Annotated in this window: 24 protein-coding genes, 1 tRNA gene and 1 pseudogene; 12 read left to right on the forward strand and 14 right to left on the reverse strand. The window is 64.7% G+C overall.

The genetic code is table 11. The features are described from left to right. Positions 1–1,017 (reverse strand): IS110 family RNA-guided transposase (locus tag MU516_RS05655; RefSeq protein WP_260276264.1); only part of this gene is annotated, 1,017 nt, incomplete at its 3' end. A 136-nt stretch (positions 1,018–1,153) separates the two neighbouring features. Between MU516_RS05655 and MU516_RS05660 the strand changes: the two are divergent. Continuing rightward, a pseudogene (locus tag MU516_RS05660) lies at positions 1,154–1,443 on the forward strand (integrase core domain-containing protein); the annotation flags it as partial. Here the strand turns inward: MU516_RS05660 and MU516_RS19425 are convergent. Next, the gene (locus MU516_RS19425; protein WP_425606811.1) at positions 1,383–1,700 is read right to left on the reverse strand and encodes an integrase core domain-containing protein; all 318 of its coding nucleotides are present in this window, start codon (positions 1,698–1,700) and stop codon (positions 1,383–1,385) included. The pseudogene MU516_RS05660 and the gene MU516_RS19425 overlap by 61 nt on opposite strands. Before the next feature lie 296 nt (positions 1,701–1,996). On the opposite strand from MU516_RS19425, the gene MU516_RS05680 reads away from it, so the two are divergent. After that, positions 1,997–2,179: a hypothetical protein gene (locus tag MU516_RS05680; RefSeq protein WP_260276265.1), complete on the forward strand. Its 183-nt coding sequence runs from the start codon at positions 1,997–1,999 to the stop codon at positions 2,177–2,179. 41 nt (positions 2,180–2,220) lie between these two features. Here the strand turns inward: MU516_RS05680 and MU516_RS05685 are convergent. The 4 genes from MU516_RS05685 to pdxH all read right to left on the reverse strand — a co-directional run bounded on the left by MU516_RS05685 (position 2,221) and on the right by pdxH (position 4,260). After that, positions 2,221–2,297, reverse strand: a tRNA-Pro gene (locus MU516_RS05685). 43 nt (positions 2,298–2,340) lie between these two features. Continuing rightward, complete coding sequence (locus MU516_RS05690) at positions 2,341–2,913, reverse strand: DUF192 domain-containing protein (protein WP_260276267.1); 573 nt, start codon at positions 2,911–2,913, stop codon at positions 2,341–2,343. After that, positions 2,885–3,487, reverse strand: a complete 603-nt coding sequence (locus MU516_RS05695; protein ID WP_260276268.1) for a cold-shock protein — start codon at positions 3,485–3,487, stop codon at positions 2,885–2,887. Before MU516_RS05695 ends, MU516_RS05690 begins: the two co-directional genes overlap by 29 nt. A 170-nt stretch (positions 3,488–3,657) precedes the next feature. After that, the gene (gene pdxH, locus MU516_RS05700) at positions 3,658–4,260 is read right to left on the reverse strand and encodes a pyridoxamine 5'-phosphate oxidase (RefSeq protein WP_260276269.1); all 603 of its coding nucleotides are present in this window, start codon (positions 4,258–4,260) and stop codon (positions 3,658–3,660) included. A gap of 79 nt (positions 4,261–4,339) precedes the next feature. Here pdxH and fabI point away from each other — a divergent pair, with 79 nt between their 5' ends. The 4 genes from fabI (at position 4,340) to MU516_RS05720 (ending at position 7,357) form a co-directional block, all read left to right on the forward strand. Beyond that, positions 4,340–5,173, forward strand: coding sequence for an enoyl-ACP reductase FabI (fabI, locus tag MU516_RS05705; RefSeq protein WP_260276270.1), 834 nt, complete (start codon positions 4,340–4,342; stop codon positions 5,171–5,173). Between the two features lies 1 nt (position 5,174). Then, the gene (locus tag MU516_RS05710) at positions 5,175–5,789 is read left to right on the forward strand and encodes a LysE family translocator (RefSeq protein WP_209059099.1); all 615 of its coding nucleotides are present in this window, start codon (positions 5,175–5,177) and stop codon (positions 5,787–5,789) included. Positions 5,790–5,801: 12 nt separating this feature from the next. Beyond that, positions 5,802–6,302: a xanthine phosphoribosyltransferase gene (gpt, locus tag MU516_RS05715; protein ID WP_209059087.1), complete on the forward strand. Its 501-nt coding sequence runs from the start codon at positions 5,802–5,804 to the stop codon at positions 6,300–6,302. 233 nt (positions 6,303–6,535) lie between these two features. After that, positions 6,536–7,357, forward strand: coding sequence for a PRC-barrel domain-containing protein (locus MU516_RS05720; RefSeq protein ID WP_260276271.1), 822 nt, complete (start codon positions 6,536–6,538; stop codon positions 7,355–7,357). 103 nt (positions 7,358–7,460) lie between these two features. Here MU516_RS05720 and trpE read toward each other — a convergent pair whose 3' ends face one another. From trpE to MU516_RS05740, 4 genes are all read right to left on the reverse strand, one after another. After that, a complete protein-coding gene (gene trpE / locus MU516_RS05725) occupies positions 7,461–8,963 on the reverse strand; it encodes an anthranilate synthase component I (protein ID WP_260276272.1) in 1,503 nt (500 codons plus the stop codon). Further along, on the reverse strand, positions 8,963–10,927 hold the full coding sequence (locus tag MU516_RS05730; protein WP_260276273.1) for a peptidylprolyl isomerase: 1,965 nt from the start codon (positions 10,925–10,927) through the stop codon (positions 8,963–8,965). The genes trpE and MU516_RS05730 overlap by 1 nt, the downstream gene beginning before the upstream one ends. A gap of 66 nt (positions 10,928–10,993) precedes the next feature. After that, positions 10,994–12,169 carry an aminotransferase gene (locus MU516_RS05735; protein WP_260276274.1) on the reverse strand — a complete coding sequence of 392 codons (1,176 nt, stop codon included), beginning with the start codon at positions 12,167–12,169 and terminating at the stop codon, positions 10,994–10,996. Between the two features lies 1 nt (position 12,170). Next, positions 12,171–13,034, reverse strand: a complete 864-nt coding sequence (locus MU516_RS05740) for a hypothetical protein (protein WP_260276275.1) — start codon at positions 13,032–13,034, stop codon at positions 12,171–12,173. Between the two features lie 118 nt (positions 13,035–13,152). Between MU516_RS05740 and MU516_RS05745 the strand changes: the two genes are divergently transcribed. The 6 genes from MU516_RS05745 to purF all read left to right on the forward strand — a co-directional run bounded on the left by MU516_RS05745 (position 13,153) and on the right by purF (position 19,112). Beyond that, positions 13,153–13,743, forward strand: coding sequence for an anthranilate synthase component II (locus MU516_RS05745; RefSeq protein WP_260276276.1), 591 nt, complete (start codon positions 13,153–13,155; stop codon positions 13,741–13,743). Then, on the forward strand, positions 13,740–14,762 hold the full coding sequence (gene trpD / locus MU516_RS05750) for an anthranilate phosphoribosyltransferase (protein ID WP_260276277.1): 1,023 nt from the start codon (positions 13,740–13,742) through the stop codon (positions 14,760–14,762). Before MU516_RS05745 ends, trpD begins: the two co-directional genes overlap by 4 nt. Beyond that, entirely contained in the window at positions 14,759–15,394 is a 636-nt protein-coding gene (locus MU516_RS05755; RefSeq protein WP_260276278.1) for a uracil-DNA glycosylase, read from the forward strand. Before trpD ends, MU516_RS05755 begins: the two co-directional genes overlap by 4 nt. Positions 15,395–15,457: 63 nt before the next feature. Next, complete coding sequence (radA, locus tag MU516_RS05760) at positions 15,458–16,834, forward strand: DNA repair protein RadA (protein WP_260276279.1); 1,377 nt, start codon at positions 15,458–15,460, stop codon at positions 16,832–16,834. Between the two features lie 42 nt (positions 16,835–16,876). Continuing rightward, positions 16,877–17,473, forward strand: a complete 597-nt coding sequence (locus MU516_RS05765) for a CvpA family protein (RefSeq protein ID WP_260276280.1) — start codon at positions 16,877–16,879, stop codon at positions 17,471–17,473. 148 nt (positions 17,474–17,621) lie between these two features. Next, positions 17,622–19,112 (forward strand): amidophosphoribosyltransferase, encoded by a 1,491-nt coding sequence (gene purF / locus MU516_RS05770; protein ID WP_260276281.1) that lies wholly within the window; start codon positions 17,622–17,624, stop codon positions 19,110–19,112. 65 nt (positions 19,113–19,177) lie between these two features. Here purF and MU516_RS05775 read toward each other — a convergent pair whose 3' ends face one another. The 4 genes from MU516_RS05775 to MU516_RS05790 all read right to left on the reverse strand — a co-directional run bounded on the left by MU516_RS05775 (position 19,178) and on the right by MU516_RS05790 (position 21,430). Then, positions 19,178–19,624, reverse strand: coding sequence for an NUDIX domain-containing protein (locus MU516_RS05775; protein WP_260276282.1), 447 nt, complete (start codon positions 19,622–19,624; stop codon positions 19,178–19,180). After that, the gene (locus tag MU516_RS05780) at positions 19,621–20,658 is read right to left on the reverse strand and encodes a 5-(carboxyamino)imidazole ribonucleotide synthase (protein ID WP_260276283.1); all 1,038 of its coding nucleotides are present in this window, start codon (positions 20,656–20,658) and stop codon (positions 19,621–19,623) included. The genes MU516_RS05775 and MU516_RS05780 overlap by 4 nt, the downstream gene beginning before the upstream one ends. Further along, a complete protein-coding gene (gene purE / locus MU516_RS05785; RefSeq protein ID WP_260276284.1) occupies positions 20,651–21,136 on the reverse strand; it encodes a 5-(carboxyamino)imidazole ribonucleotide mutase in 486 nt (161 codons plus the stop codon). Before purE ends, MU516_RS05780 begins: the two co-directional genes overlap by 8 nt. Positions 21,137–21,211: 75 nt before the next feature. Continuing rightward, positions 21,212–21,430, reverse strand: a complete 219-nt coding sequence (locus MU516_RS05790) for a YdcH family protein (protein WP_209059165.1) — start codon at positions 21,428–21,430, stop codon at positions 21,212–21,214. Positions 21,431–21,437: the final 7 nt, after the last annotated feature.

The raw sequence follows: 21,437 nt of genomic DNA on the forward strand, positions 1-21,437 counted from the left end.
GGCATTGCCGTACTTCGAGATGCGGCTCTGACCGCGGAACATGCCGGACTGCACGGTGGCGAGATCCATGCCGCAGAACTTCAGGAACTGCCGGTGATGCCGAAAGCGGCGCAGGTCGCCAGCCTCCGCCAAGATGGTCATGGCATTGATCGGGCCGATGCCGGGGATGGTTGTCAGCAACCGATAGTCAGGCAGATCGGAGAGCAGCTCGACCGCCCGGGCCTCGATCTCGTTGCGCTGGCGGACAAGGCTTCTGCCTTCGGCAAGGACGAGGCGGAACATGCGAACCGCGTCGGAATCTGGGTCCACCGGCAGTCCGACAGAGTCGACGGCCGTCGCGTAAATATCTGAAAGCAGGCGTTCTTTGGAAACCCTCTTGCCCACTACCTGCCAGGCATCTGCGATGAAAGCGTCCTGGCTCATGGCCGTGATCATCGCCGGTGTCGGGTACTTCTCGAGGAATGCCAGAAACCAATCGGTTCGGGAGCTTCGATGAAACCGCTCGGCTTCGGGGAAGTAGAGCGGCAGGTAATGCGTCAGGATGCGGTGCCAGAGCTCGGTCTTCGAACGCGAGACGATCTCGTGCGTCTTCGACAACTCCTGGATGTCGGCGGTCCCGACGACCAGCGGGTCGTGGAAGAACTGTACGGCGCCAATCTCCAGCATGTGCAGGATGACCTGAGCGTCTTTCGGGTCGTTCTTGTCCCAACAGTTGTGCAAGGCCTCGCGCGTCCGAGCGAGACCGACGGAGGAAACGAGCTTCAGTTCGAATCCGGCCTGTCCGAGATGATGCGCCAGCGGCCGGTGATAGTTGCCGGTCGCCTCGAACCCAATCCGAACAGGCATGTCGTAACCGACCAACGCCGCGGACAAACGATGGAAGCCTTCCAACGTGTTCATGATCGTCATACGGCGACGACGCTTCTTGCCCGGTACCCCGATCAGCACCTCGTGGCGGTGCTTGGAAATGTCGATGGCGACCAACAAGGTCGGCGCGATAGAATGGGTGGCGGTCATAGCCGGTCTCCTCGGCGGTGTGGTTGTGCAAAACCACTGTTGAGACCTGAGACACGGTTATGGCCACACGCTGCGCTATTTGGGGGCTGCGCGCGCGGCCATAACCTCAAAACAGTGCCACTTCCCGACGTGCTACGGCACGGAGTTCATCGCCCAGAAGGTGCGCGACTGGATCGCGGCGGTTGGGGTCAAGACCGCGTAGATCGAACCGGGATCCCCCTGGAAAAACGGCCATGTCGAGAGCGTCAACGCCAGGCCTCGGGACGAACTGCTCAACGGCGAAATCTTCCATTCGCCGAGAGAGGCGCGGATCCTGATCGAACGATGGCGCCGCCACTAGCTGTGCGGCCGCATGGCGCCCTGGGCTATCGGCCACCGACGCCCGGGACCACCATCCCGATGGACCAAGGGCCAATCCTGCAATAACTCTCAAACCGGACAACACGAGAGCGGCAGGTCAAAGTCCGCCAAGCCTTCAGCTTTTCGGCCGCATCCGCAAGGTTCATGAACCAGTGCTGGGTCAGGCATTCCGTCCGGAACCGACCATTGAACGCCTCAATGAACGCATTGTTGGTCGCCTGGCTGATGCCCATATTACGGTGAATCTCGGCAACGGGCGTGCCTTCCTCGCCTTGCTTCAGGATGAACGCCTTCTGCGCGTCCGGAAACTTGCTCGCCTTCATGCGAATCCGCTCCTCTCCCAGCCGGGAAAGCGTCGCGGATAACTCCAGCCCAAAACGACCCAGTTTTCGGGGATCAGATCACCCCGCACGAGACCATGCCCTGCCAGTTGGAGACATAGGTGAGAACGCTGACACAGAACCGGTTCGGCATATCGGCGATGAAGCCACGGTTCACCCTGTCATCCGGACAAGCTTGGCTCGCATCGGGATTTGGTCGTGATCACCTTCTTGCCGCGGACAACACCATGTAATCCCATGGCCATCATCTGCCGTTCCAGCCTGCAGTGGGCGATGTCGTGACCGCCGCGGCGACGCGCCTGCTGGACGCCGGCGCCGACCTCAAGGAAATCGCGACACATATGGGGTGGTCACTGAAGCACGCGACCGAGGTCACCGAGTGCTATGTCGCACTGTCATCGGCATTGCCTGACAGCCTCGGCGAGAATCTTCGAAAGGCCGAAACGGGAACAAAACGGTAAACGTGCCTGTAAACCGGCCACCTTGGAGAGGTGCTAAGTGCTGGTCGGGGCGAGAGGATTCGAACCTCCGACCTACGGTACCCAAAACCGTCGCGCTACCAGGCTGCGCTACGCCCCGACAGCGGTGCTTCTAGACCATGATCGCGGCGGTGGAAAGAGGGTTAGCGACAAGGCCAGGCGGCAGTTGGCTGCGGGATCCGGGGATGCGCCATCACCTGCCCCGGCGACAGCCCAAGGCGCGCCGCTTCGCCTCCGGCGAGCTCAAGCACCATCAGCCGTCGTGGATCAGGATCTCCGTTCACCGCGCCAGGGATCGGCGTCTCGTCCAGCGGACGCGCCTTGGCGTGGACATGGCGGATCACCCCCGTCCGGTCCAGAAAGATCATGTCCAGAGGGATCAGCGTGTTCCGCATCCAGAACGACACCTCGCGCGCGCTGTCATAGATAAACAGCATACCCTCGCCTTCGGGCAGGTTGCGCCGGAACATCAGACCCTGCGCGCGCTCATCTACATCATCCGCGATTTCGACCGCGATGCTTTTCTGCCCGGTGGGCGTCTGGAAGATCACCTTGTCCGGGGCGCAGGCTGCGGGCACGCGGGCCGCCGCCGTGGCCAGGCCGGGTGCCGCGATCAGCAAAATCACCATCGCAAAGGCAAGGACGACCGCGCCCGACCTGTGCCTTCGCGATCCGTCAGCGGAAACGCTATTCGGCGACATGAGCCAGAAAGTCATCCTGGTCCTGCTCCGGTTCATGTCCGGCTAAAGGGCCAAGGGCCAACTCACTTTCCTCTCCACCACGATCCCAGCTTGTGATTTGGGCGGCCATCAGTCCGCGCGGCCCCTCGACCACGCGCATGCCGATCGCCTCGCCGATGGCAAGGTCCGAGAAACCTGAATGGCGCAGAACCTCGATATGAATGAACACGTCGTCGGGATGACCAAAGATATTCGCGAAACCGAATCCCTTGCCCTTGTCGAACCACTTCACGCGGGCGGGACGCAAAGGCAAAGCGTCCAGATTCTCGACCACCTCGCTGTCGAGATCGGCGATCGGTGGCGTACCGTCGGATTCGGGCGGCTCGATCTCAAGAACCTCGGAGGCCTGCAGCCCCCGTGTGGTGGGCTGAACCCATGCCGTCACGCGAGACTGGTCGGCAACCGAACTGCGGCCGAAATTGCGCAAAACATTCGCGTGCAAAAGAATGTCGGGGCCACCATCCGCATTCAGGATGAAACCATAGCCCTTGGTGGGATCAAACCATTTGACCCGCCCCGAGACAAGCTTCATCCCATCATCATCAGTCATTTTCTCACCACTATCGCGCACTCGCTACCCTGCCCCTCAACATTACGCTTTCGGGCGGTCCGGTTCAAATGCTTTGAAAGCATGAAACTGCGCCCTAGAACGTCAAGAAATCAAGGTCTTCGACATACCCTGCTGAAAAGTGTCGATCCGCGTGTCTTTTCGGTCAAGCCTTACGGATGCAATCTTTCGACATTCCAGCAAAGATCCGCCTCTTTTGTCCAGCGGAACCGGTCATGCAAGCGGAACGCTCCGTCACTCCAGAATTCGATCTGGATGGGCGTGATCCTGAATCCACCCCAGAAAGGCGGGCGCGGCGGTTTCGTTCCGTGGACGAGCCCCTGCCGGGCCGCCGCGGCCATCAGCGTCGTGCGACTGTCCAGCGGCTGTGACTGCCGCGACGCCCAGGCACCGATGCGGCTTTGCAGTGATCTGCTGTTGTAATATTCATCCGCCTGCAGGCCATCCTCGCGCGTGACGGTGCCGCGCACGCGAATCTGCCGGCGCAGCGACTTCCAGTGCATCACGAACGCCGCCTTTCCGGTGGCCTCGATCTGTCGGCCCTTGGCGCTGTCATAGTTGGTGTAGAAGACGAATGCGTCGGCCTCGATCTCTTTCAGCAAGACCATTCGCACATCCGGCAGCCCTTCGGGATCGACGGTGGCCAGCGCGATGGCATTTGGATCGTTTGGTTCGCTGGCCTCGGCCTCGGCCAGCCAGGCGCGTGCGATGGAAAACGGGTCGTCGCCCGCAAAGATACCTGTCCGGTCGCTCATCATCATCCCCTTGCGCTTGATGCGGCAGCATACTTGGCCTAATCACGTCTCGACGGGTTGAAAGCGCGAGGGGCAGCACATGTCAAGCGAGCAGCATACCGGCCTGATGGCCGGGAAACGCGGTCTCATCATGGGACTGGCCAATGACAAGTCGATTGCCTGGGGAATTGCCAAGGCACTGGCGGACGAAGGTGCCGATCTGGCGTTTTCGTATCAGGGAGAGGCGCTGAAGAAACGGGTCGATCCTTTGGCGGCACAATTGGGGTCGGCGCTGGTCCTGCCCTGCGATGTCGGTGACGAAAGCTCGATCGAACTGCTGTTCAATCGTCTGGAAGAGGAATGGGGCAAGCTTGATTTCCTGGTCCACGCGATCGGCTTTTCGGACAAGGATCAGCTGCGCGGCCGTTATGCCGAGACCACGCGCGACAATTTCCTGAAGACGATGGACATCTCGGTCTTCTCGTTCACCTCCGTCGCCAAGCGGGCGGCAGCGCTGATGCCGGACGGCGGCAGCATGGTGACGCTGACCTATTACGGCGCGGAACGTGTGATGCCGCATTACAACGTGATGGGCGTCGCCAAGGCCGCGCTTGAGGCAAGCGTGCGCTATCTGGCCGAGGATTTCGGCAAGGACGGTATCCGCGTGAATGCGATCAGCGCCGGACCGATCCGCACCCTCGCCGCCAGCGGCATCGGCGATTTCCGCTACATCATGAAGTGGAACGAACTGAACGCCCCGCTGCGCCGCAACGTCACGCAAGAGGATGTCGGCAACTCGGCGCTGTATCTTCTGTCGCGGCTTGGCGCTGGCGTGACGGGCGAAACACATCACGTCGATGCGGGCTATCATGTCGTGGGCATGAAGGCGGTCGATGCGCCCGATATCGCAGCGGCGGTGGAGCGCAAGGACTGACATGACGCTGGCGGCGCTGATCGCGGTCTATCTGGTGCATCTTGCGGCGGCAATTTCTCCGGGGCCTGCGGTCCTCATGGCGGCGCGCACCTCGCTTAGTCACGGCTTCGCGCGCAGCGCGTGGCTGTCGGTCGGTCTTGGCCTTGGCGCCTGTATCTGGGCGGTGACAGCGCTGTTCGGGCTGGCCGTGCTGTTTCGTGTCGCCCCGGCGCTGTTGGTGGCGCTGAAGATCGGCGGCGCGATCTACCTGTTGTGGCTGGCCTTCAAGATCTGGCGCCATGCCGCCGACGGCATCGAGGACGACGCGAACCTGCATCAGGTGCGCGGCCGCGCCGCACTGGTCCGTCAAGGCATCGCCGTGCAGCTGGCGAATCCCAAGCCCGCCGTGTTCTTCGGAACGATATTTCTGACGCTTGTGCCCCGCGATGCGCCGATCTGGGCACTGGCGGTGATTCTGCTGATGATCTTCGTGAACGACGCCGGCTGGAACATGATCGTCGGCCGCATCTTCGCCTTTCGCCGCAGCCGGGCGACCTATCTGAACCTGAAGACCGTGATCGATCGCGTGTTCGGCGGGTTGCTGGCCCTGTTGGGCCTGAAACTTGCCACGACCTGAGGAGTCCAACCCATGAATGACCGTTTGCCGCATGAAAAGGGGTTCCATGTCAGTTGGGACCAGCTGCACCGTGATGCCCGCGCGCTGGCGTGGCGGCTGGACGGAACCGACTGGCGGGCCGTCGTCGCGGTGACGCGCGGCGGGCTGGTCCCGGCGATGATCGTGGCGCGCGAACTGGATATCCGGACCATCGACACGATCTCGATCCGGTCCTACAAGGGCGTCGGGTCCGAGGCGGGTCAAGGCGCGCTACAGGTCTTGAAGCGCCCGGACGATACGCTGATGCAGGATGGCGAGGGTATTCTTGTCGTCGATGACCTGGTCGATTCCGGTCGTACGCTGGAACTGATCCGCGAAATGTATCCCAAGGCGCATTTCGCCACCGTCTATGCCAAGCCGAAGGGCAAGCCGATGGTGCAAAGCTGGATCACCGAGGTCAGTCAGGATACTTGGATCTTCTTTCCGTGGGACATGGCGCTGCAATACGTCCAACCCTATCGCGGCGAGGATTGATGCGGTAAGTCGGCAGGCCGGCGCCGACACGTTCACACCTGAGGGAACCATCTGATCAAGCTAGACAATTCCTGGTTCTGTGCAGGATAAAGATGGCTTGTGTGGCACCACCCGTGGCGGAATCCCGCTAGCATTTATCAATCGCAGGAACCGACCGCGCCCCCGGTTCATTGTCCTCTCGAAGCGCATCGCAGGGCCAACCTGCGGTCCGCGATGACAAACTGGAGGATAATATGCGTAAGCTTCTTCTGACCACCGCCTTCGTCATGCCGCTGTCGATGGGCGCGGCATTCGCTCAGGACGACGCCGCCACGACCACGCAAGATCCGGCCGCCACCACGCAGCCGATGGATGGTGCCGCCACCGACCCGATGGCGACGGACCCCGCAGCCGATCCTGCTGGAGGCGACATGGCCGCAGATCCGGACGCCGAAGCCGCCGATCAGGCTGCGATGGAAGCCGAGGTCGCGGCCAGCGGGAAGGTCGCACAGCAGCAGGCCGCGAACGAGCTGCGCCTTGACTGGATCACCGATGCGACTGTCACCTCTCCGGACGGAAGCTCGATCGGCGACATCAACGACCTGATTGTCGATGGCGAAAACGGCGAGATGATCGCAGCGGTTGTTGGCGTCGGCGGGTTCCTTGGCATCGGTGAAAAGCAGATTGCCCTGCCGTGGGATCAATTGACCGTCAACTACGACGCGCAGGAGATCAGCAGCGACCTGACTCAGGAAGAGGCCGACGCCGCACCGGAATATGTTTTCCGTGAACGCGAGGAAGCACCCAGTGTCGCACCGGCAGGTGAAGAGGCGGGCATGGCGACCGATGACGCGATGGCACCGGCGGATGACACGATGGCCCCGGCCGACGGGAGCATGGCGCCAGCAGACGGTACCATGGCACCGGCTGAAGAGGGAATGGCGCCTGCCGCAGACGGAATGGCCCCTGCCGAAGACAGCGCGATGCCGGCGGACGGAGAGACCATGGACGGCGAGCAACCCGAATCGGACATGGAGCCGATGGAAGGCGAAACCGAACAGCCGGCCAGCAACTGATCGGACCTGTCACACCATGCAGAAAGGGCGGCCATCTGGCCGCCCTTTTTTAATGCTCACGCGCGTGATTGAATTTTGAGGACGTGCTTGCAGACCAACGCGGTCACTGATTGCCGCGAACAAACCGTGCCGCACCCTCGGCCGCGCGGCGAAGGGCGCGGCTTTTGTTGACGGTTTCCTGGAACTCCGCCTCGGGATCGCTGTCATAGACCACGCCGCCGCCCGCCTGGATATACAATGCACGGTCCTTCACGACACCGGTGCGCAGCGCGATACACATGTCCATCTCGCCATTCGCGGCAAAATAGCCGACCGCACCGGCGTAAACGCCGCGTTTTTCGGGCTCCAACTCGTCGATGATCTGCATCGCCCGCACCTTGGGCGCGCCCGACACCGTACCTGCGGGCAGTCCCGCCAGCAGGGCTGACAAGGCGTCCTCGTCCTCGCGCAGTTCGCCCACCACGTTCGACACGATATGCATCACATGGCTATAGCGCTCGATCGTGAACTGCTCGGTCGGGCGCACGGTGCCGGGTCGCGCGACGCGACCCACGTCGTTGCGGCCCAGATCCAGAAGCATCAGATGTTCGGCCAATTCCTTCTGATCGCCCAGAAGATCGGCTTCCAGCGCGCGATCGTCGGCCTCGTCGGCGCCTCGCGGACGAGTGCCGGCGATCGGGCGGATGGTCACTTCGCCGTCGCGCAACCGGACCAGAATCTCGGGGCTGGCCCCGACAATCTGGAATCCACCCATGTTCAGGAAGAACATGAAGGGCGACGGATTTGTGCGGCGAAGGCTGCGATACAGGGCAAAGGGCGGCAGCGGGAAATCCATCCGCCAGCGCTGCGACGGCACGACCTGAAATATGTCGCCCGCCCTGATATAGTCCTTGGCCTTCTCGACGGCGGCAAGATAATCGGGCTTGGCGAAATTCGAGACCGGTTCACCGATCTGCGCGTCGTGCCCCAGGGCGCGCGGCTCGGAGGGTTGCCGATCCAGAGACCGCAGCGCATCCATCACCCGTTCCGCCGCGCGGGCATAAGCGGCGCGCGCATCGCCCCCATCGTGCCATGCGGGCGCGCACAACGTCACCTCGCCCTTCACGCCATCCAGCACCGCCACGACCGAAGGCCGCATCAGCATCGCGTCGGGCAGATCCAGGGGATCGGGATTCACATCCGGCAGATGTTCCACAAGCCGGATCATGTCATACCCCAGATAACCGAAAAGCCCGGCCGCGACCGGCGGCACGCCCTCTGGCATGGCCTCGATGCGGCTTTCGGCGATCAGCGCGCGCAGACTGTCCAGTGCGGGGCGATCATCCGGCTGGAATTCGTCCGAAAAACGGGCACTGCGGTTGATGCGTGCCTGACCGTCGCGACAGTCCCAGATCAGGTCTGGTTTCATACCCACGATGGAATAGCGTCCGCGCACCTCGCCGCCGGTGACCGATTCCAGCATGAAGGACATCGGCGCGGCTTCTGCCAGTTTCAGCATCAGGCTGACAGGCGTGTCCAGATCGGCCGCCAGCCGGATCGTCACCAACTGGTTCTGACCCGCCTTCCATCCCGCCTCGAAAGCCGGAAAATCGGGCGTCATCTCCATCACTGAACCTGCGCGTTGACGGCGTTGATCGCCTGCTGGTTCAGTCGCAAGCCGCCCTGACGCTGCGCCGCACGGGCGTAGTAGTCGAAGATATCGGCCTGCAGCGAACCTTCCAGCCGGGCGCTGACCGCATCCAGCACGCGTACTGCATCCTGAGTTTCCAGATCCGCTTCGTGGACGGCATCAAGACAGACCAGGAACACGCGGTTTTCCGCATCAACCACCTCAATCTCGCCGGGTTCGTCGATAGCGAAGGCGGTGGCGATCAGATCCGACGGCACGCCGTCGATCCAGCCATCGCGGGTCAGGTCGGTTTCCGACGTCCAGCCCGGCATTTTGGCGGCAAGGCCCGCCGTCTGCTGGCCTTCCGCCTCGGGTTGATCCGGCGCCGATTCGGGCGTTGCAACACGCGCCCCGGCGCCTTCGGGCGCGGGCGACACGACCGGGTTCGGCGACGCTGTCGAACTGGCCTCGACCTTCCGCTCTTCGGCCAGCGCCAGCAGCTGGCGCTGTATCTCGGCGGCACGCCAGTCTTCGGCCACCTCGTCACGGACCTCCTCGAAGGGCCTCAGCGCGGGCGGCACGATCTCGTCCAGGCGCAGCGCGAAGACGCCGCCATCGTCCAGCCGGACCAGTTCCGGAAAGTCCTGCTCGGTCACGGCCGCCGCGCGGTCGCGGAATGCCTGATAGCCGGAAATGCTGCGTTCCGCCGGGGGTTCGCCCTGGGTCCAATCGATCTGGCCAAGCTGCATCGGGGTTTCCTCGGCCAGCTGCTCCAGCGTGGCGCCACCTGCCAGCAGATCCTCGAACTCACCGCTGCGATCGTCGATCATCCGGGTGGCGCGATCCAGCGCCGCTTCTTCGCGCAAGCCCTCGCGCGCCTCTTCGAAGCTGATATCCACCGGATCAAGGATCGCGTTCATCGCAAACAGCGCCGGCCCAAGATCTGTATCCACCGGACCCACGATGCCGGGCTGATCAGTTGCAAAGACGGCTTCGCCCGCGGCACCCAGTTCCTCGCGGGTGACCTCGCCCAGATCGACATCCTCCAGCGTCAGTCCGCGCTCCAGCACAAAAGCCTCGAACGGAGAATCGCCCGCGTCGATGGCCGCCTTGGCGGCGGCAGCATCGTCGCGGCTTGAAAACACCAACCGGCTGACCAGGCGCCGCTCGGGCTGGCGGTATTCATCGATATTGGCCTCGTAGGCATCGCGCAGCGCCTGTTCGTCCAGTGCCGCCTCTTCGCTAAGCATTTCGGGCGTCAGCCAGACATAGCTGATCCGGCGCATTTCGGGCGCGGTGAAACGATCGGCATTGGCCTTGTGCCAGGATTCCAGAGCCTCCTCGTCGGGATCATCGACGGGCGATTGCAGGTCATCCTCGGTCAGTTCCAACCAGGACAGGTCGCGCGTCTCAAGCAGCCATTTCGCGGTCTGGTCCACCATCGCTTCGGGGGCGACCACGCCGCCCGCGACGGCGCGCTGCAGCAACAGCCGCGCCTCGTCCTTGCGCACGGCGGATTCGAACTCGGCCTCGGACATGCCCTGACGCTGCAGCACCTGCGCATAGGCGGTGCGATCGAAATTCCCGTTCGGCCCCTTGAACGCATCGGCATTCAGAATTGACTGCCGCACGCGGTCGTCGCCGACCGACACGCCGATTCGACGTGCCTGTTCCTCTAGCGCGGCCCCGGTGAAAAGCTGCGCCTGAACCGCCTGCGGCAGGCCAATGGCCTGCGCCTGCGCCATGGTGAAGGGCTGACCGGCCTGCTGCGAATAGGCGTTGATCTCGTTGCGCAGGCTGCGGGCATATTCATCCGCGGTGACCTTGGTCTCGCCGACGGACCCGATCTCAGTGCGGCCTCCGGAAAAGCTGGTCACGCCGAAACCGCCCAACCCCAGGATCAGAAGCCCCATCAGGATCCAGACGATCGTCGATTTTCCGTGCGTGCGCAGGTTCTTCATGGCGCGGCCTTCCTTGCGGGTCGTGTCCTGCCGTCTTTATGACGGCGACCGCCGCGCCACAAGCCTTCAGGGGCGGAACAGGGCCAGCCGTTCAGCAAGCTGCGCGATACCTGTCCGGTCCACATTGGCGAAGGCCAGCCGGAAATGCCGGTCGCCGACCGGATCGCCCTCTGGCGTGAACATCGTGCCGGGCAGCGCCAGCACCGACGCCTCGCGCAGCAGACGCGGGGCCAGGGTCGCGGATGATGCGGCGAAGGGATGTTCCACCCAGGCGAAATAGGCGCCCGCGCTTTTCAGCCGCCAGCCTGTCAAACCCGCCAGCGCGGCAATCGTGGCGTCGCGGCGGGCAAGGGTTTCGGCCCGTTCACTGGCCAGCCAGTCGCGCAGATACGTCATCCCCCACAGCGCCCCGACCTGGCCAAGCTGCGAGGCCGAGATGGCGACGGTGTCCAGAAACTTCTCGGCCTCGCGCATCCGCGCCATGCCGCAGACCATTGCGCCGACACGGTGCCCTGTCAGCCGGTAGGCTTTGGAAAAACTGTAAAGCTGGATCACGGTCTGATCCCAGCCGGGCCGTGTCAGAAGGTCATGCGGCGCGCCGGTACGGCTGTCGAAATCGCGATAGGTCTCGTCCAGGATCAGCGCGATGCCATGGCGCTGCGCCAGATCGAAGAACGCCGCCAACAACGAGGCGGGATATTCTGCCCCCGACGGGTTGTTCGGCGTGACCAGCACGATCGCGCGCGTGTTCGGGCCGATCATGGCTGCCGCATCGTCCGGGTCAGGCAGCATGCCCGCACCGCAGGACAGCGGACGCGTCGTGATCCCCTGCATGTCCAGCCACATCTTGTGATTGAAATACCACGGAACCGGCAGGATCACCTCGTCCCCTGCCCCCGCAAGCGTGGTGATCGCGGCGCAGAACGCCTGATTGCAGCCTTGGGTGATCGCCACCTGATCGGCCGATACCGCTCCGCCATAGGCGTCGCTGAACTGATCGGCGACAGCCGCGCGCAGATCCGGGTTCCCCAGCACCGGCCCGTAAAGATGTGCGCCCGGCAGATCCATCGCGGCATCTGCGATGGCCCGCCGCAGCCCTTCGGGCGGGGCGTCGGCGGGGGCCGCCTGGCTGACATTGATCAGCGGGCGGTCGGGCGGAAACTCGATCCCCTGCAACCAGCGTCTGGCCTCCATCACGGGCGGGGCAAAGCTGGCGGCGATGGCGGGGTTGATACCGGCCATGTCAGTCACGCTGCAGCGCGCGCAGATCGGACAGATCCGGCGGCAAGGACAGGTCCAGCGACGGAGACGGCATCGCAGGCACGGTGGTCGTCTCGTCCTGCGCAGGCTCGGGGCGTTCGGGTCGGGACGGCTCGCGGCCTTCGGCACTCACGGCTGGCTCACTGGCCGGGTCGGCGGGCGGGGTCGGGTCTTCCGCGCGGATCGCGGCGGTCTGCGGCCGCTCGTCCCGATCGCCAAATCCCGCCATCTGCGGCGCGTCCGGCATCACCGGCATGTCCAATGCCCCGGGCTGTGCGACGTCGGGCGCTGCATCGCCCGGCGCAGGCTGGGCCTGCGCGCGACCCGCGGCACCCTCGGGGGCCTCGGGCCTGCTGTCGCTGTCCGTGATGGCGACCGGTGCCGGTTCTGCCGCCGGGGCGCTGACGGCGGGCGCATCCGCCTGATCCATGCGCGAGGCCGGCGCCGCCAGCGGCGCGGGTTGCAGCGGCACCACATCTCCGCCCCGGCCGAATTCCGATCCTACCGGCAGACCAACTGCCTCGGCCTGTGGCGCATCATCATCGGACGGGCTGGCTGTTGCAGACGTCTCGGGCGCCGCATCAGGCGTTGCGGCGGGCGAATCCGACGCCGCGGTTGTCGGTGCAGAAATCTCCGGCTCCGGCCGAGATGTGGTGTCCGATGCCGGTCCGGGCGCGGCGTCCGTTACGACCGGGTTCGCTTTACCCGGCCCCGTCGCAGCCGATTCTTCGTCCTGCTGCGGCACGGCCTGCGGGCCGGGCAACGGCAGGATCAGCGCCAATGACACCAGCACGACGGCGCTCAGCGCCGCACCATGCCCCAAACCTGTCCAGAAACCGCGTGCCATGCGCCTCTTCTTTCCCCGGCCGGGCTTGACCCCCCGACGCGCTTTGGCCCATCTATAGCGGACCGTTTTCCGGGGGGAAACCGCCCCCAAGCCGCCACCGCAGATCAAGGCGCCCAAGATGATCCTTCTGATCGACAATTACGACAGCTTCACCTGGAATCTCGTGCATTATCTGGGCGAGGCCGGGGCCGATGTCACCGTGCGCCGCAACGACCAGATCACTGTCGACGAGGCTCTGGCCCTGCGGCCTGACGGCATCGTGATCTCGCCCGGCCCCTGCGATCCGGCGCAGGCGGGAATCTGCCTCGACCTGATCCGCGCGGTGGCCGACCGGGCGATCCCGCTATTCGGGGTCTGCCTTGGCCATCAGGCCATCGGCGAGGCGTTCGGCGGCAAGGTGGTGCGCGCCAACCGGATCCTGCATGGCAAAGTCGATGCGGTCGAACACGACGGCAGCGGCGTCTTTGCGGACCTGCCCTCGCCGCTGAACGCTACCCGCTATCATTCGCTGACGGTGCAGCCCGAGACCCTGCCCAATTGTCTGCGGGTCACGGCGACCTCGGATGACGGCACGATCATGGGTCTGATCCATACGGACCTGCCCATCGAGGGCGTTCAGTTTCACCCGGAATCGATCGCCTCGGAATACGGGCACGAGATGATCCGCAACTTCCTGTCCCGCTGCCGCAAGGACGAAGCCGCCGCATGACCACCGATATCCGCCCGCTGATCGGCACCGCCGCCGTTCGTCCGCTGACCGGCCCCGAGGCAGAATCGGCCTTTTCGGCGCTGTTCGACGGGGCGGCGACGCCCGCGCAGATCGGTGGCCTGCTGATGGCGTTGCGCGTGCGCGGCGAAACCGTGGACGAGATCGCGGCAGCCGCTCGTGCGATGCGCGCCCGGATGAACCGCGTCCATGCGCCCGCAAATGCCATGGACATCGTCGGCACCGGCGGCGACGGCAAGGGCACGCTGAACATCTCGACCGCGACGGCCTTCGTGGTGGCGGGGGCAGGCATCCCGGTCGCCAAGCACGGCAATCGCAACCTGTCATCGAAATCCGGGGCCGCGGACGCGCTGACCCAGATGGGCATCAATGTGATGGGGGGGCCGTCCGTTGCGCAGAAGGCGCTGGACCGGGCGGGGATCTGCTTCATGATGGCCCCGATGCATCACCCTGCGATGCGTCATGTCGGCCCGCCGCGTGCCGAACTGGGCACGCGGACGGTCTTCAACCTGCTTGGGCCGCTGACCAACCCCGCCGCCGTGCGTCGGCAACTGACCGGCGCCTTCTCGGCCCACTGGATCCGCCCGATGGCCGAGGTGCTGCGCGATCTGGGCAGCGACGCGGCATGGCTGGTGCACGGCAGCGACGGCACCGACGAGATCAGCATCGCCGGCGATACCGCGGTCGCGGCGCTGAAGAACGGCGAGATCACCGAATTCACCGTGACGCCCGAGGATGCGGGCCTGAGCCGGCATCCATTCGAGGCGATCATCGGCGGAGAGCCGTCGCAGAACGCCGCCGCGTTTCGCGCGCTGCTGGCGGGTGAGACCGGCGCCTATCGCGACGCGGTGCTGCTGAATGCCGCCGCCGCGCTGCTGGTGGCGGGCGCCGCCCGCGACCTGCGCGAGGGTGCGGTGATGGCGGCGGAATCGATCGACAGCGGTGCCGCCAAGGCCCGGCTGACCAGCCTGGCCGACGTGACCGGCCCGCCAGAGCCGTGATTCCGCCCCACGCCTGGGGCGATCTGGCGTTCTTTGGTCAGAACTGGCCCGCGATCCGAGACCGGCTGGAGGATTGCGAATGGTTGCCCGGACCCGACCGGATCTTTGCCGCATTGCAGGCGACGCCGCCCGAACAGGTCCGCGTCGTGATTCTGGGGCAGGATCCTTACCCCACGCCGGGTCACGCCAACGGGCTTGCGTTCTCGGTCGCGCCACAGGTCCCACTGCCCCGATCGCTGCGCAATATCTTCACCGAACTGCGCGATGATCTGGGCCGGGCACCCCGAACGGGCGATCTTTCGCATTGGGCCGCGCAGGGCGTATTGCTGTTGAATACCGCATTGACGGTGCAGCCGGGAAATGCCGGGGCACACGCGAAATGGGGCTGGGACAAGCTGTCCCGGCAGGCCATTGCGAAGGCCCAGAACCACGGTCCGTTGGCGTTTCTGCTGTGGGGGGCACACGCGCAGAAGGCTGCCGCGGGACTTCCGCGCGATCAGGATATGGTCATTGCGACAGCCCACCCATCGCCGCTGTCGGCCCGGCGCGGCTTCTTCGGCAGCCGGCCGTTCAGTCGCATCAATGGCTGGCTGGCCGGACGTGGATATGCGCCCATCGACTGGTCCTGCTGACCACGACCGGGCCGCCCCAAGATGCATGTTGCGGCGGGTCGGCGCGGATGCCACAAGATCTGCATGGCAAAATCCGTTACCGCATTCACCTGCACCGCCTGCGGCGCCGCCCACAAGAAATGGGCCGGGCGCTGCGACGCCTGCGGGGCATGGAATACCGTTGTCGAGGAAGCGCCGCTTTCGCAGGGGCCAGGCCGCGGCCTTGGCGCCGCCAAGGGCCGCAGCGTGCCGTTGTCCGGCCTTGCCACGGACGAGCCGCCCCCACCCCGCCGGCAATCGGGGATGGCGGAACTGGACCGGGTTCTGGGCGGCGGACTGGTGCCCGGATCGGCCGTTCTGGTCGGCGGCGACCCCGGCATCGGCAAATCGACCCTTCTGCTGCAGGGTGCGGCGGCGTTTGCGCGGATCGGTCTGAACGCCGTCTATATCAGCGGCGAAGAGGCCAGCGCACAAGTGCGGATGCGCGCCCAACGTCTGGGGCTGGTGGATGCGCCCGTGCGACTGGGGGCTGAAACCAATCTGCGCAATATCCTGACCACGCTGGACAGCGAACGTCCCGATCTTGCCATCATCGATTCCGTGCAGACCTTGTGGTCGGACACAGTCGAGGCCGCACCGGGCAGCGTGGCCCAGGTCCGCGCCGCCGCGCACGAGCTGGTGACTTTCGCAAAACGGCGCGGCGTCGCCATCTTACTGGTCGGCCACGTCACCAAGGACGGCCAGATCGCCGGTCCGCGCGTGGTCGAACACATGGTCGATACCGTTCTGTATTTCGAGGGAGAGCGTGGCCACCAGTTCCGCATCCTGCGCAGCGTCAAGAACCGATTCGGCCCCGCCGACGAGATCGGCGTGTTCGAGATGACGGGCGCCGGACTGGCCGAGGTCGCCAATCCTTCGGCGCTGTTTCTGTCGGAACGTGGCCAGCCCTCGCCGGGCAGCGCGGTTTTCGCCGGGATCGAAGGCACGCGTCCGGTGCTGACCGAGATTCAGGCGCTGGTCGCCCCCTCGACATTGGCAAGCCCGCGCCGCACCGTCGTGGGTCTGGACAGCGGCCGGGTCAGCACCATTCTTGCCGTGCTGGAGGCGCGCTGCGGCATCCCCTTCACCGGTCTTGACGTTTTCCTGAACGTCGCCGGCGGCATGAGGGTCAACGAACCCGCCGCGGATCTGGCGATCGCGGGCGCGCTGCTATCGGCGCGCGAGGACAGCGCCCTGCCGCCCGAGGCCGTGCTTTTCGGTGAAATCAGCCTGTCGGGCGCTCTACGTCCCGTCGCACAGGCCGAAAACAGGTTGAAAGAAGCGCAGAAACTTGGTTTTTCACAGGCGATTTTACCCGACGGCCAGAAAGTCGAGGGTGTGACGACAGATCGGGGCGGGATGGGCATGCGACGCATCGCCGACCTGACAGGATTTGTGGGCGAGGTCTTCGGCGCCGGCTGAACCGCCTGAAACGAAACGATATCCGGCGCAGGGGCAGGACTTATGGACGGTTTCACGATCATTGACGCGGTGGTGGCCGGCGTCATCATCCTTTCGGCCATTCTGGCCTGGTCGCGCGGCTTCGTGCGCGAATCGCTGGCCATTCTGGGATGGATCGCCGCAGCCATCCTGGCATTCCTATTCGCCGCCACGGTGCGTCCGATGATCGCCCAGCTTCCCGTGCTGGACCGATTTCTGGGCGACAGTTGCGAACTGGCCACGATCGCCGGCTTCGCGGTGGTCTTCGCACTAGCGCTGGTGATCTTTTCGATCATCACGCCGCTGTTCTCATCGGTGGTGCAGCGTTCGGCGCTTGGCGGCATCGACCAGGGCATGGGATTCCTGTTCGGCGTGGCGCGGGGCATTCTCTTGGTCGCCATCGCCTTCATCGTTTATGACCGCGTGATGACCAGCCAGCAGGTCGCCATGGTCGAGAATTCGCGCTCGGCACAGGTGTTCGAGCGGATGCGCGGCCAGATGGACGAACAGATCCCCGACGATGCGCCAAGCTGGATCGTCAGCCGTTATGAACAGATGGTCGGCGGTTGCACCGCGACCGAAACGGTCGCGCCAGAGGCGACCCCGCCCGCAGAGAATTGATCCTGAAAGCCTGGATCTGGCTGCATGGCTGCCATGCCGTGACGCTTTCATGACGAAAAACCGCCCCCGTGCTTGCACGGGGGCGTGACTTTATGTTCCCTTGCCCCTACATACCGCCCGACAGCCCAAAGCCATTCAGGATGCCCTGATGCAACCATTTCTGGCCCATCCGTTCGATTCGGACCGCCTTCATGAAGAATGCGGAATTTTCGGCGCGATCGGCATGGCCGATGCCTCCAGCTTCGTCGCCCTTGGCCTGCACGCGTTGCAGCATCGCGGACAGGAGGCCGGGGGAATCGTCACCCACGATCCCGAACACGGATTCAACAGCGCCCATCGCTTCGGCTATGTGCGCGACAACTTCACCAAGGCCGACGTGATGGCGACGCTGCCGGGGCCGCTGGCCATCGGACATGTCCGCTATTCAACCGCCGGAACCAAGGCCAACACCGCGATCCGCGACGTGCAGCCGTTCTTCGGCGAGTTCTCGATGGGCGGCTGCGCGATCGCCCATAACGGCAACATCACCAATGCCGCCGCCCTGCGCCGCGAACTGACCGAGCGGGGCTCGATCTTCCAGTCCAGCAGCGACAGCGAATGCATCATCCACCTGATGGCGCGGTCGATCCAGCGCAACCTGCCCGAACGGATGAAGGACGCGCTGCGTCGGGTCGAGGGGGCATTCAGCGTCATCGCCATGACCCGCACCAAGCTGATCGGCGTGCGCGACCCATTGGGCGTGCGCCCGCTGGTATTGGGCAAGGTCGGCGATGACGGTTTCGTGCTGGCCTCGGAAACCTGCGCGCTGGACATCATCGGCGCCGATTTCGTGCGCGAGGTCGATCCGGGCGAAATGGTCGTGATCTCGCGCGGCAAGGTCGAAAGCTCGCGCCCCTTCGGCCCGTCCACGGGGCGATTCTGCATCTTCGAACATGTCTATTTCTCGCGTCCGGATTCGATCATCGGCGGGCGTTCCGTCTATGAAACCCGCCGCCAGATCGGTGTCGAACTGGCCCGCGAAGCCCCGATCGAGGCCGATCTGGTCTGCCCGGTTCCCGACAGCGGCACCCCCGCAGCAATCGGTTACGCACAGGAATCGGGCATTCCCTACGGCATGGGGATCATCCGCAACCAGTATATGGGCCGGACCTTCATCGAGCCGACCGAGCAGATCCGAAACATGGGCGTCAGGCTGAAGCTGAACGTCAACCGGTCGCTGATCGCCGGAAAACGGGTCGTTCTTGTCGATGACAGCGTGGTGCGCGGAACGACCAGCCGGAAGATCAAGGACATGATCCTGGATGCGGGCGCGGCCGAGGTGCATTTCCGCATCGCATCCCCGCCGACCGCATGGCCCTGCTTCTATGGCGTGGATACGCCCGACCGCGACAAGCTGCTGGCCGCGCAGATGACGACCGAAGAGATGCGGGAATGGATCGGCGTCGATTCGCTGGCCTTCGTGACGCTGGACGGTCTTTATCGTGCCGTCGGCGAGGCTGACGGCCGCAACAGCAAATGCCCTCAGTATTGCGATGCCTGCTTCTCGGGCGATTATCCGGTCGCCCCCTTCGATCAGTTGGAGCGCGGATTCCGCATGAAGCCCGGATCCGAGACGGCTGTGAACGAGGCGGCCGAGTAGGTTCGATCTGCCATGACGGAGCTTGGGGGTCGCGGCCCCCGGCGACGTTCCGGGCAGCCCCAAGGTCAGGGCACGATGGTTTCCAGCGCGTCGTAATGCGCCGCCGCATCGCCCCAGAGCGCGGCGGCGAGGCTGTCGGGCTTGTGTCGCAGGGATGCAAGTTCGGCCCTCGTGACCCAGCGAAACCGGTTCACCACACCCATCGGGTCTGCCAATGAAATATCGTCGCCTGCCACTGGCATGGCGCGGAACTGGATCTCGACCTGGTGAAAGCCGCTGGCGGGATCGTGGAATTCGTTTATCAGAAAGGGCGCCCCGACACTGACGATCAGGCCGGTTTCCTCGGCCACCTCGCGCATCAGGTTTTCTGGCAGCGACTGACCCGGCTCGACCCCTCCGCCGGGCAGGCACCACAGATCGCTGTCTTGTCCCGGATAGGCATTGACCATCAGCAGCCGGTCACGATGCAGAACCGCTGCGCGCACCGCCAGACGGGGTCGCGCCAGCCTCATCCGGCGATCCGGTTCACATGGCCCATCTTGCGGCCCGGCCGCGCATCGCCCTTGCCGTACAGATGCAACTGCGCGCGCGGGGTGGCCAGCAGGTCGGGCACCCGGTCGATGTCGTCGCCGATCAGGTTCTCCATCACCACATCGGCGTAACGCTTGCCATCACCCAAGGGCAGGCCTGCGACCGCGCGGACATGTTGTTCGAACTGATCGACGGCACAGCCCGCCTGCGTCCAGTGACCCGAGTTATGCACGCGCGGCGCAATCTCGTTCACGATCATCCCGGCAGGCGTCACGAACAGCTCGACCCCCATGACGCCGACATAGTCCAGCGCGTTGGCGATGCGGGCCGCGATCAGGACGGCATCGGTCGTCACGTTTGCCGGCAACCCGCAGGGTACGGTCGTCGTGCGCAGGATACCGCCCTGGTGGACGTTCAACCCCGGATCGAACGCGGACACCTGCCCATCAGCGCCACGCGCGATGATGACGCTGATCTCGGCCGAGAATTCGACGAACCCTTCCAGCACCGATGGCGCGCCGGTCCAGTCCGCCTGCGCCGGATCGGTGATCCGCACCTGGCCCTTGCCGTCATAGCCCATGCGCCGGGTCTTGAGGATCGAGGGTGTCCCGATCCGCGCGACCGCCTCGGCCAGGTCCCCCTTGCCCGGCACATCGACGAAGGGTGCCGTGGCAAGTCCGATCTCGTTCAGAAAGGTCTTTTCCGTCAACCGATCCTGCGACACTGCCAGCGCGCGACGGTTCGGGCGGATCGGGCAGATCGATTCCAGCAGGTCCAGCGCCGAGGTCGGCACGTTCTCGAATTCATAGGTGATGACATCGACCGATTCGGCAAAGGCGCGCAGGGCCGCGCTGTCCTCATAGGGGGCGGTGGTCAGGCGATGCGCGACATCGCCCGCAGGCGCGGCACCCGGTTCATAGACATGGCAACGCAGGCCAAGACGGCTGGCCGCCACTGACAGCATCCGTCCCAGCTGGCCGCCGCCCAGAATTCCGATGGTGCGGACTTCAGTCATCCTGCGGCTCCTCGGGAATGCTGTCCGACAGGGCCGCCCGCCACGCATCCAGCCGCGCCGCCAGCGCCGGATCATCAAGCGCCAGGATCGACGCGGCCATCAGCCCGGCATTGGTCGCGCCCGCGGCACCGATCGCCATCGTCGCAACGGGAAAGCCTCGCGGCATCTGCACAATGGAATACAGCGAATCGACGCCTGACAGCGCACGGGTCTGGACAGGCACGCCGATCACCGGCAGGCGCGTCTTCGAAGCCATCATGCCGGGCAGATGCGCCGCCCCTCCGGCCCCGGCGATGATGACCTTCAAGCCGCGCTGAACGGCGCTGCGACCGTAGTCCCACAACCGATCCGGGGTGCGATGGGCGCTGACGATACGTGCCTCGTAGTCGATGCCCAGATCGTCAAGGATCGCCGCTGCCTCGCGCATGGTCGACCAGTCCGACTGGCTGCCCATGATGATTCCGACCGGTCTGTCCATACGGCGCCCCCTTGCTTGTTCTGGGTCCAGCGTTTTCGTGCGCACCGCAATACCGCGCGCGCGCCGGGGCCGCAATCAGGCGATGATGTCGGGGGTCAGTTCATCTTCCAGCCGCGCGATCCGATCCTTCAGCACCAGCTTCTGCTTCTTCAGGCGCTGCAGGGTCAGCGACGAGGTCATCTGCTGCGATGCCAGCGCGGCGATGGCCTGGTCCAGATCGCGATGTTCGCAGCGCAGCGCGATCAGCCTGGCGCGGACGATTTCCTCGTGGGACATCTCGTGGTGCATGTTCATCTGGCTG

This window comes from Paracoccus maritimus, assembly GCF_025195095.1.
Taxonomy (GTDB): domain Bacteria; phylum Pseudomonadota; class Alphaproteobacteria; order Rhodobacterales; family Rhodobacteraceae; genus Paracoccus; species Paracoccus maritimus.

Bases quoted from the DNA above. Each gene is read 5' to 3' on its own strand.
- trpD (WP_260276277.1), top strand. From the start codon at position 13,740: ATGACCACCGATATCCGCCCGCTGATCGGCACCGCCGCCGTTCGTCCG.
- MU516_RS05780 (WP_260276283.1), bottom strand. From the start codon at position 20,658: ATGACTGAAGTCCGCACCATCGGAATTCTGGGCGGCGGCCAGCTGGGA.
- MU516_RS05730 (WP_260276273.1), bottom strand. From the start codon at position 10,927: ATGAAGAACCTGCGCACGCACGGAAAATCGACGATCGTCTGGATCCTG.
- MU516_RS19425 (WP_425606811.1), bottom strand. From the start codon at position 1,700: ATGAAGGCGAGCAAGTTTCCGGACGCGCAGAAGGCGTTCATCCTGAAG.
- MU516_RS05710 (WP_209059099.1), top strand. From the start codon at position 5,175: ATGACGCTGGCGGCGCTGATCGCGGTCTATCTGGTGCATCTTGCGGCG.
- MU516_RS05765 (WP_260276280.1), top strand. From the start codon at position 16,877: ATGGACGGTTTCACGATCATTGACGCGGTGGTGGCCGGCGTCATCATC.
- purE (WP_260276284.1), bottom strand. From the start codon at position 21,136: ATGGACAGACCGGTCGGAATCATCATGGGCAGCCAGTCGGACTGGTCG.
- MU516_RS05745 (WP_260276276.1), top strand. From the start codon at position 13,153: ATGATCCTTCTGATCGACAATTACGACAGCTTCACCTGGAATCTCGTG.
- MU516_RS05740 (WP_260276275.1), bottom strand. From the start codon at position 13,034: ATGGCACGCGGTTTCTGGACAGGTTTGGGGCATGGTGCGGCGCTGAGC.
- MU516_RS05735 (WP_260276274.1), bottom strand. From the start codon at position 12,169: ATGGCCGGTATCAACCCCGCCATCGCCGCCAGCTTTGCCCCGCCCGTG.
- MU516_RS05720 (WP_260276271.1), top strand. From the start codon at position 6,536: ATGCGTAAGCTTCTTCTGACCACCGCCTTCGTCATGCCGCTGTCGATG.
- purF (WP_260276281.1), top strand. From the start codon at position 17,622: ATGCAACCATTTCTGGCCCATCCGTTCGATTCGGACCGCCTTCATGAA.
- radA (WP_260276279.1), top strand. From the start codon at position 15,458: ATGGCAAAATCCGTTACCGCATTCACCTGCACCGCCTGCGGCGCCGCC.
- fabI (WP_260276270.1), top strand. From the start codon at position 4,340: ATGTCAAGCGAGCAGCATACCGGCCTGATGGCCGGGAAACGCGGTCTC.
- gpt (WP_209059087.1), top strand. From the start codon at position 5,802: ATGAATGACCGTTTGCCGCATGAAAAGGGGTTCCATGTCAGTTGGGAC.
- pdxH (WP_260276269.1), bottom strand. From the start codon at position 4,260: ATGAGCGACCGGACAGGTATCTTTGCGGGCGACGACCCGTTTTCCATC.
- MU516_RS05690 (WP_260276267.1), bottom strand. From the start codon at position 2,913: ATGACTTTCTGGCTCATGTCGCCGAATAGCGTTTCCGCTGACGGATCG.
- MU516_RS05695 (WP_260276268.1), bottom strand. From the start codon at position 3,487: ATGACTGATGATGATGGGATGAAGCTTGTCTCGGGGCGGGTCAAATGG.
- trpE (WP_260276272.1), bottom strand. From the start codon at position 8,963: ATGGAGATGACGCCCGATTTTCCGGCTTTCGAGGCGGGATGGAAGGCG.
- MU516_RS05790 (WP_209059165.1), bottom strand. From the start codon at position 21,430: ATGAACATGCACCACGAGATGTCCCACGAGGAAATCGTCCGCGCCAGG.
- MU516_RS05775 (WP_260276282.1), bottom strand. From the start codon at position 19,624: ATGAGGCTGGCGCGACCCCGTCTGGCGGTGCGCGCAGCGGTTCTGCAT.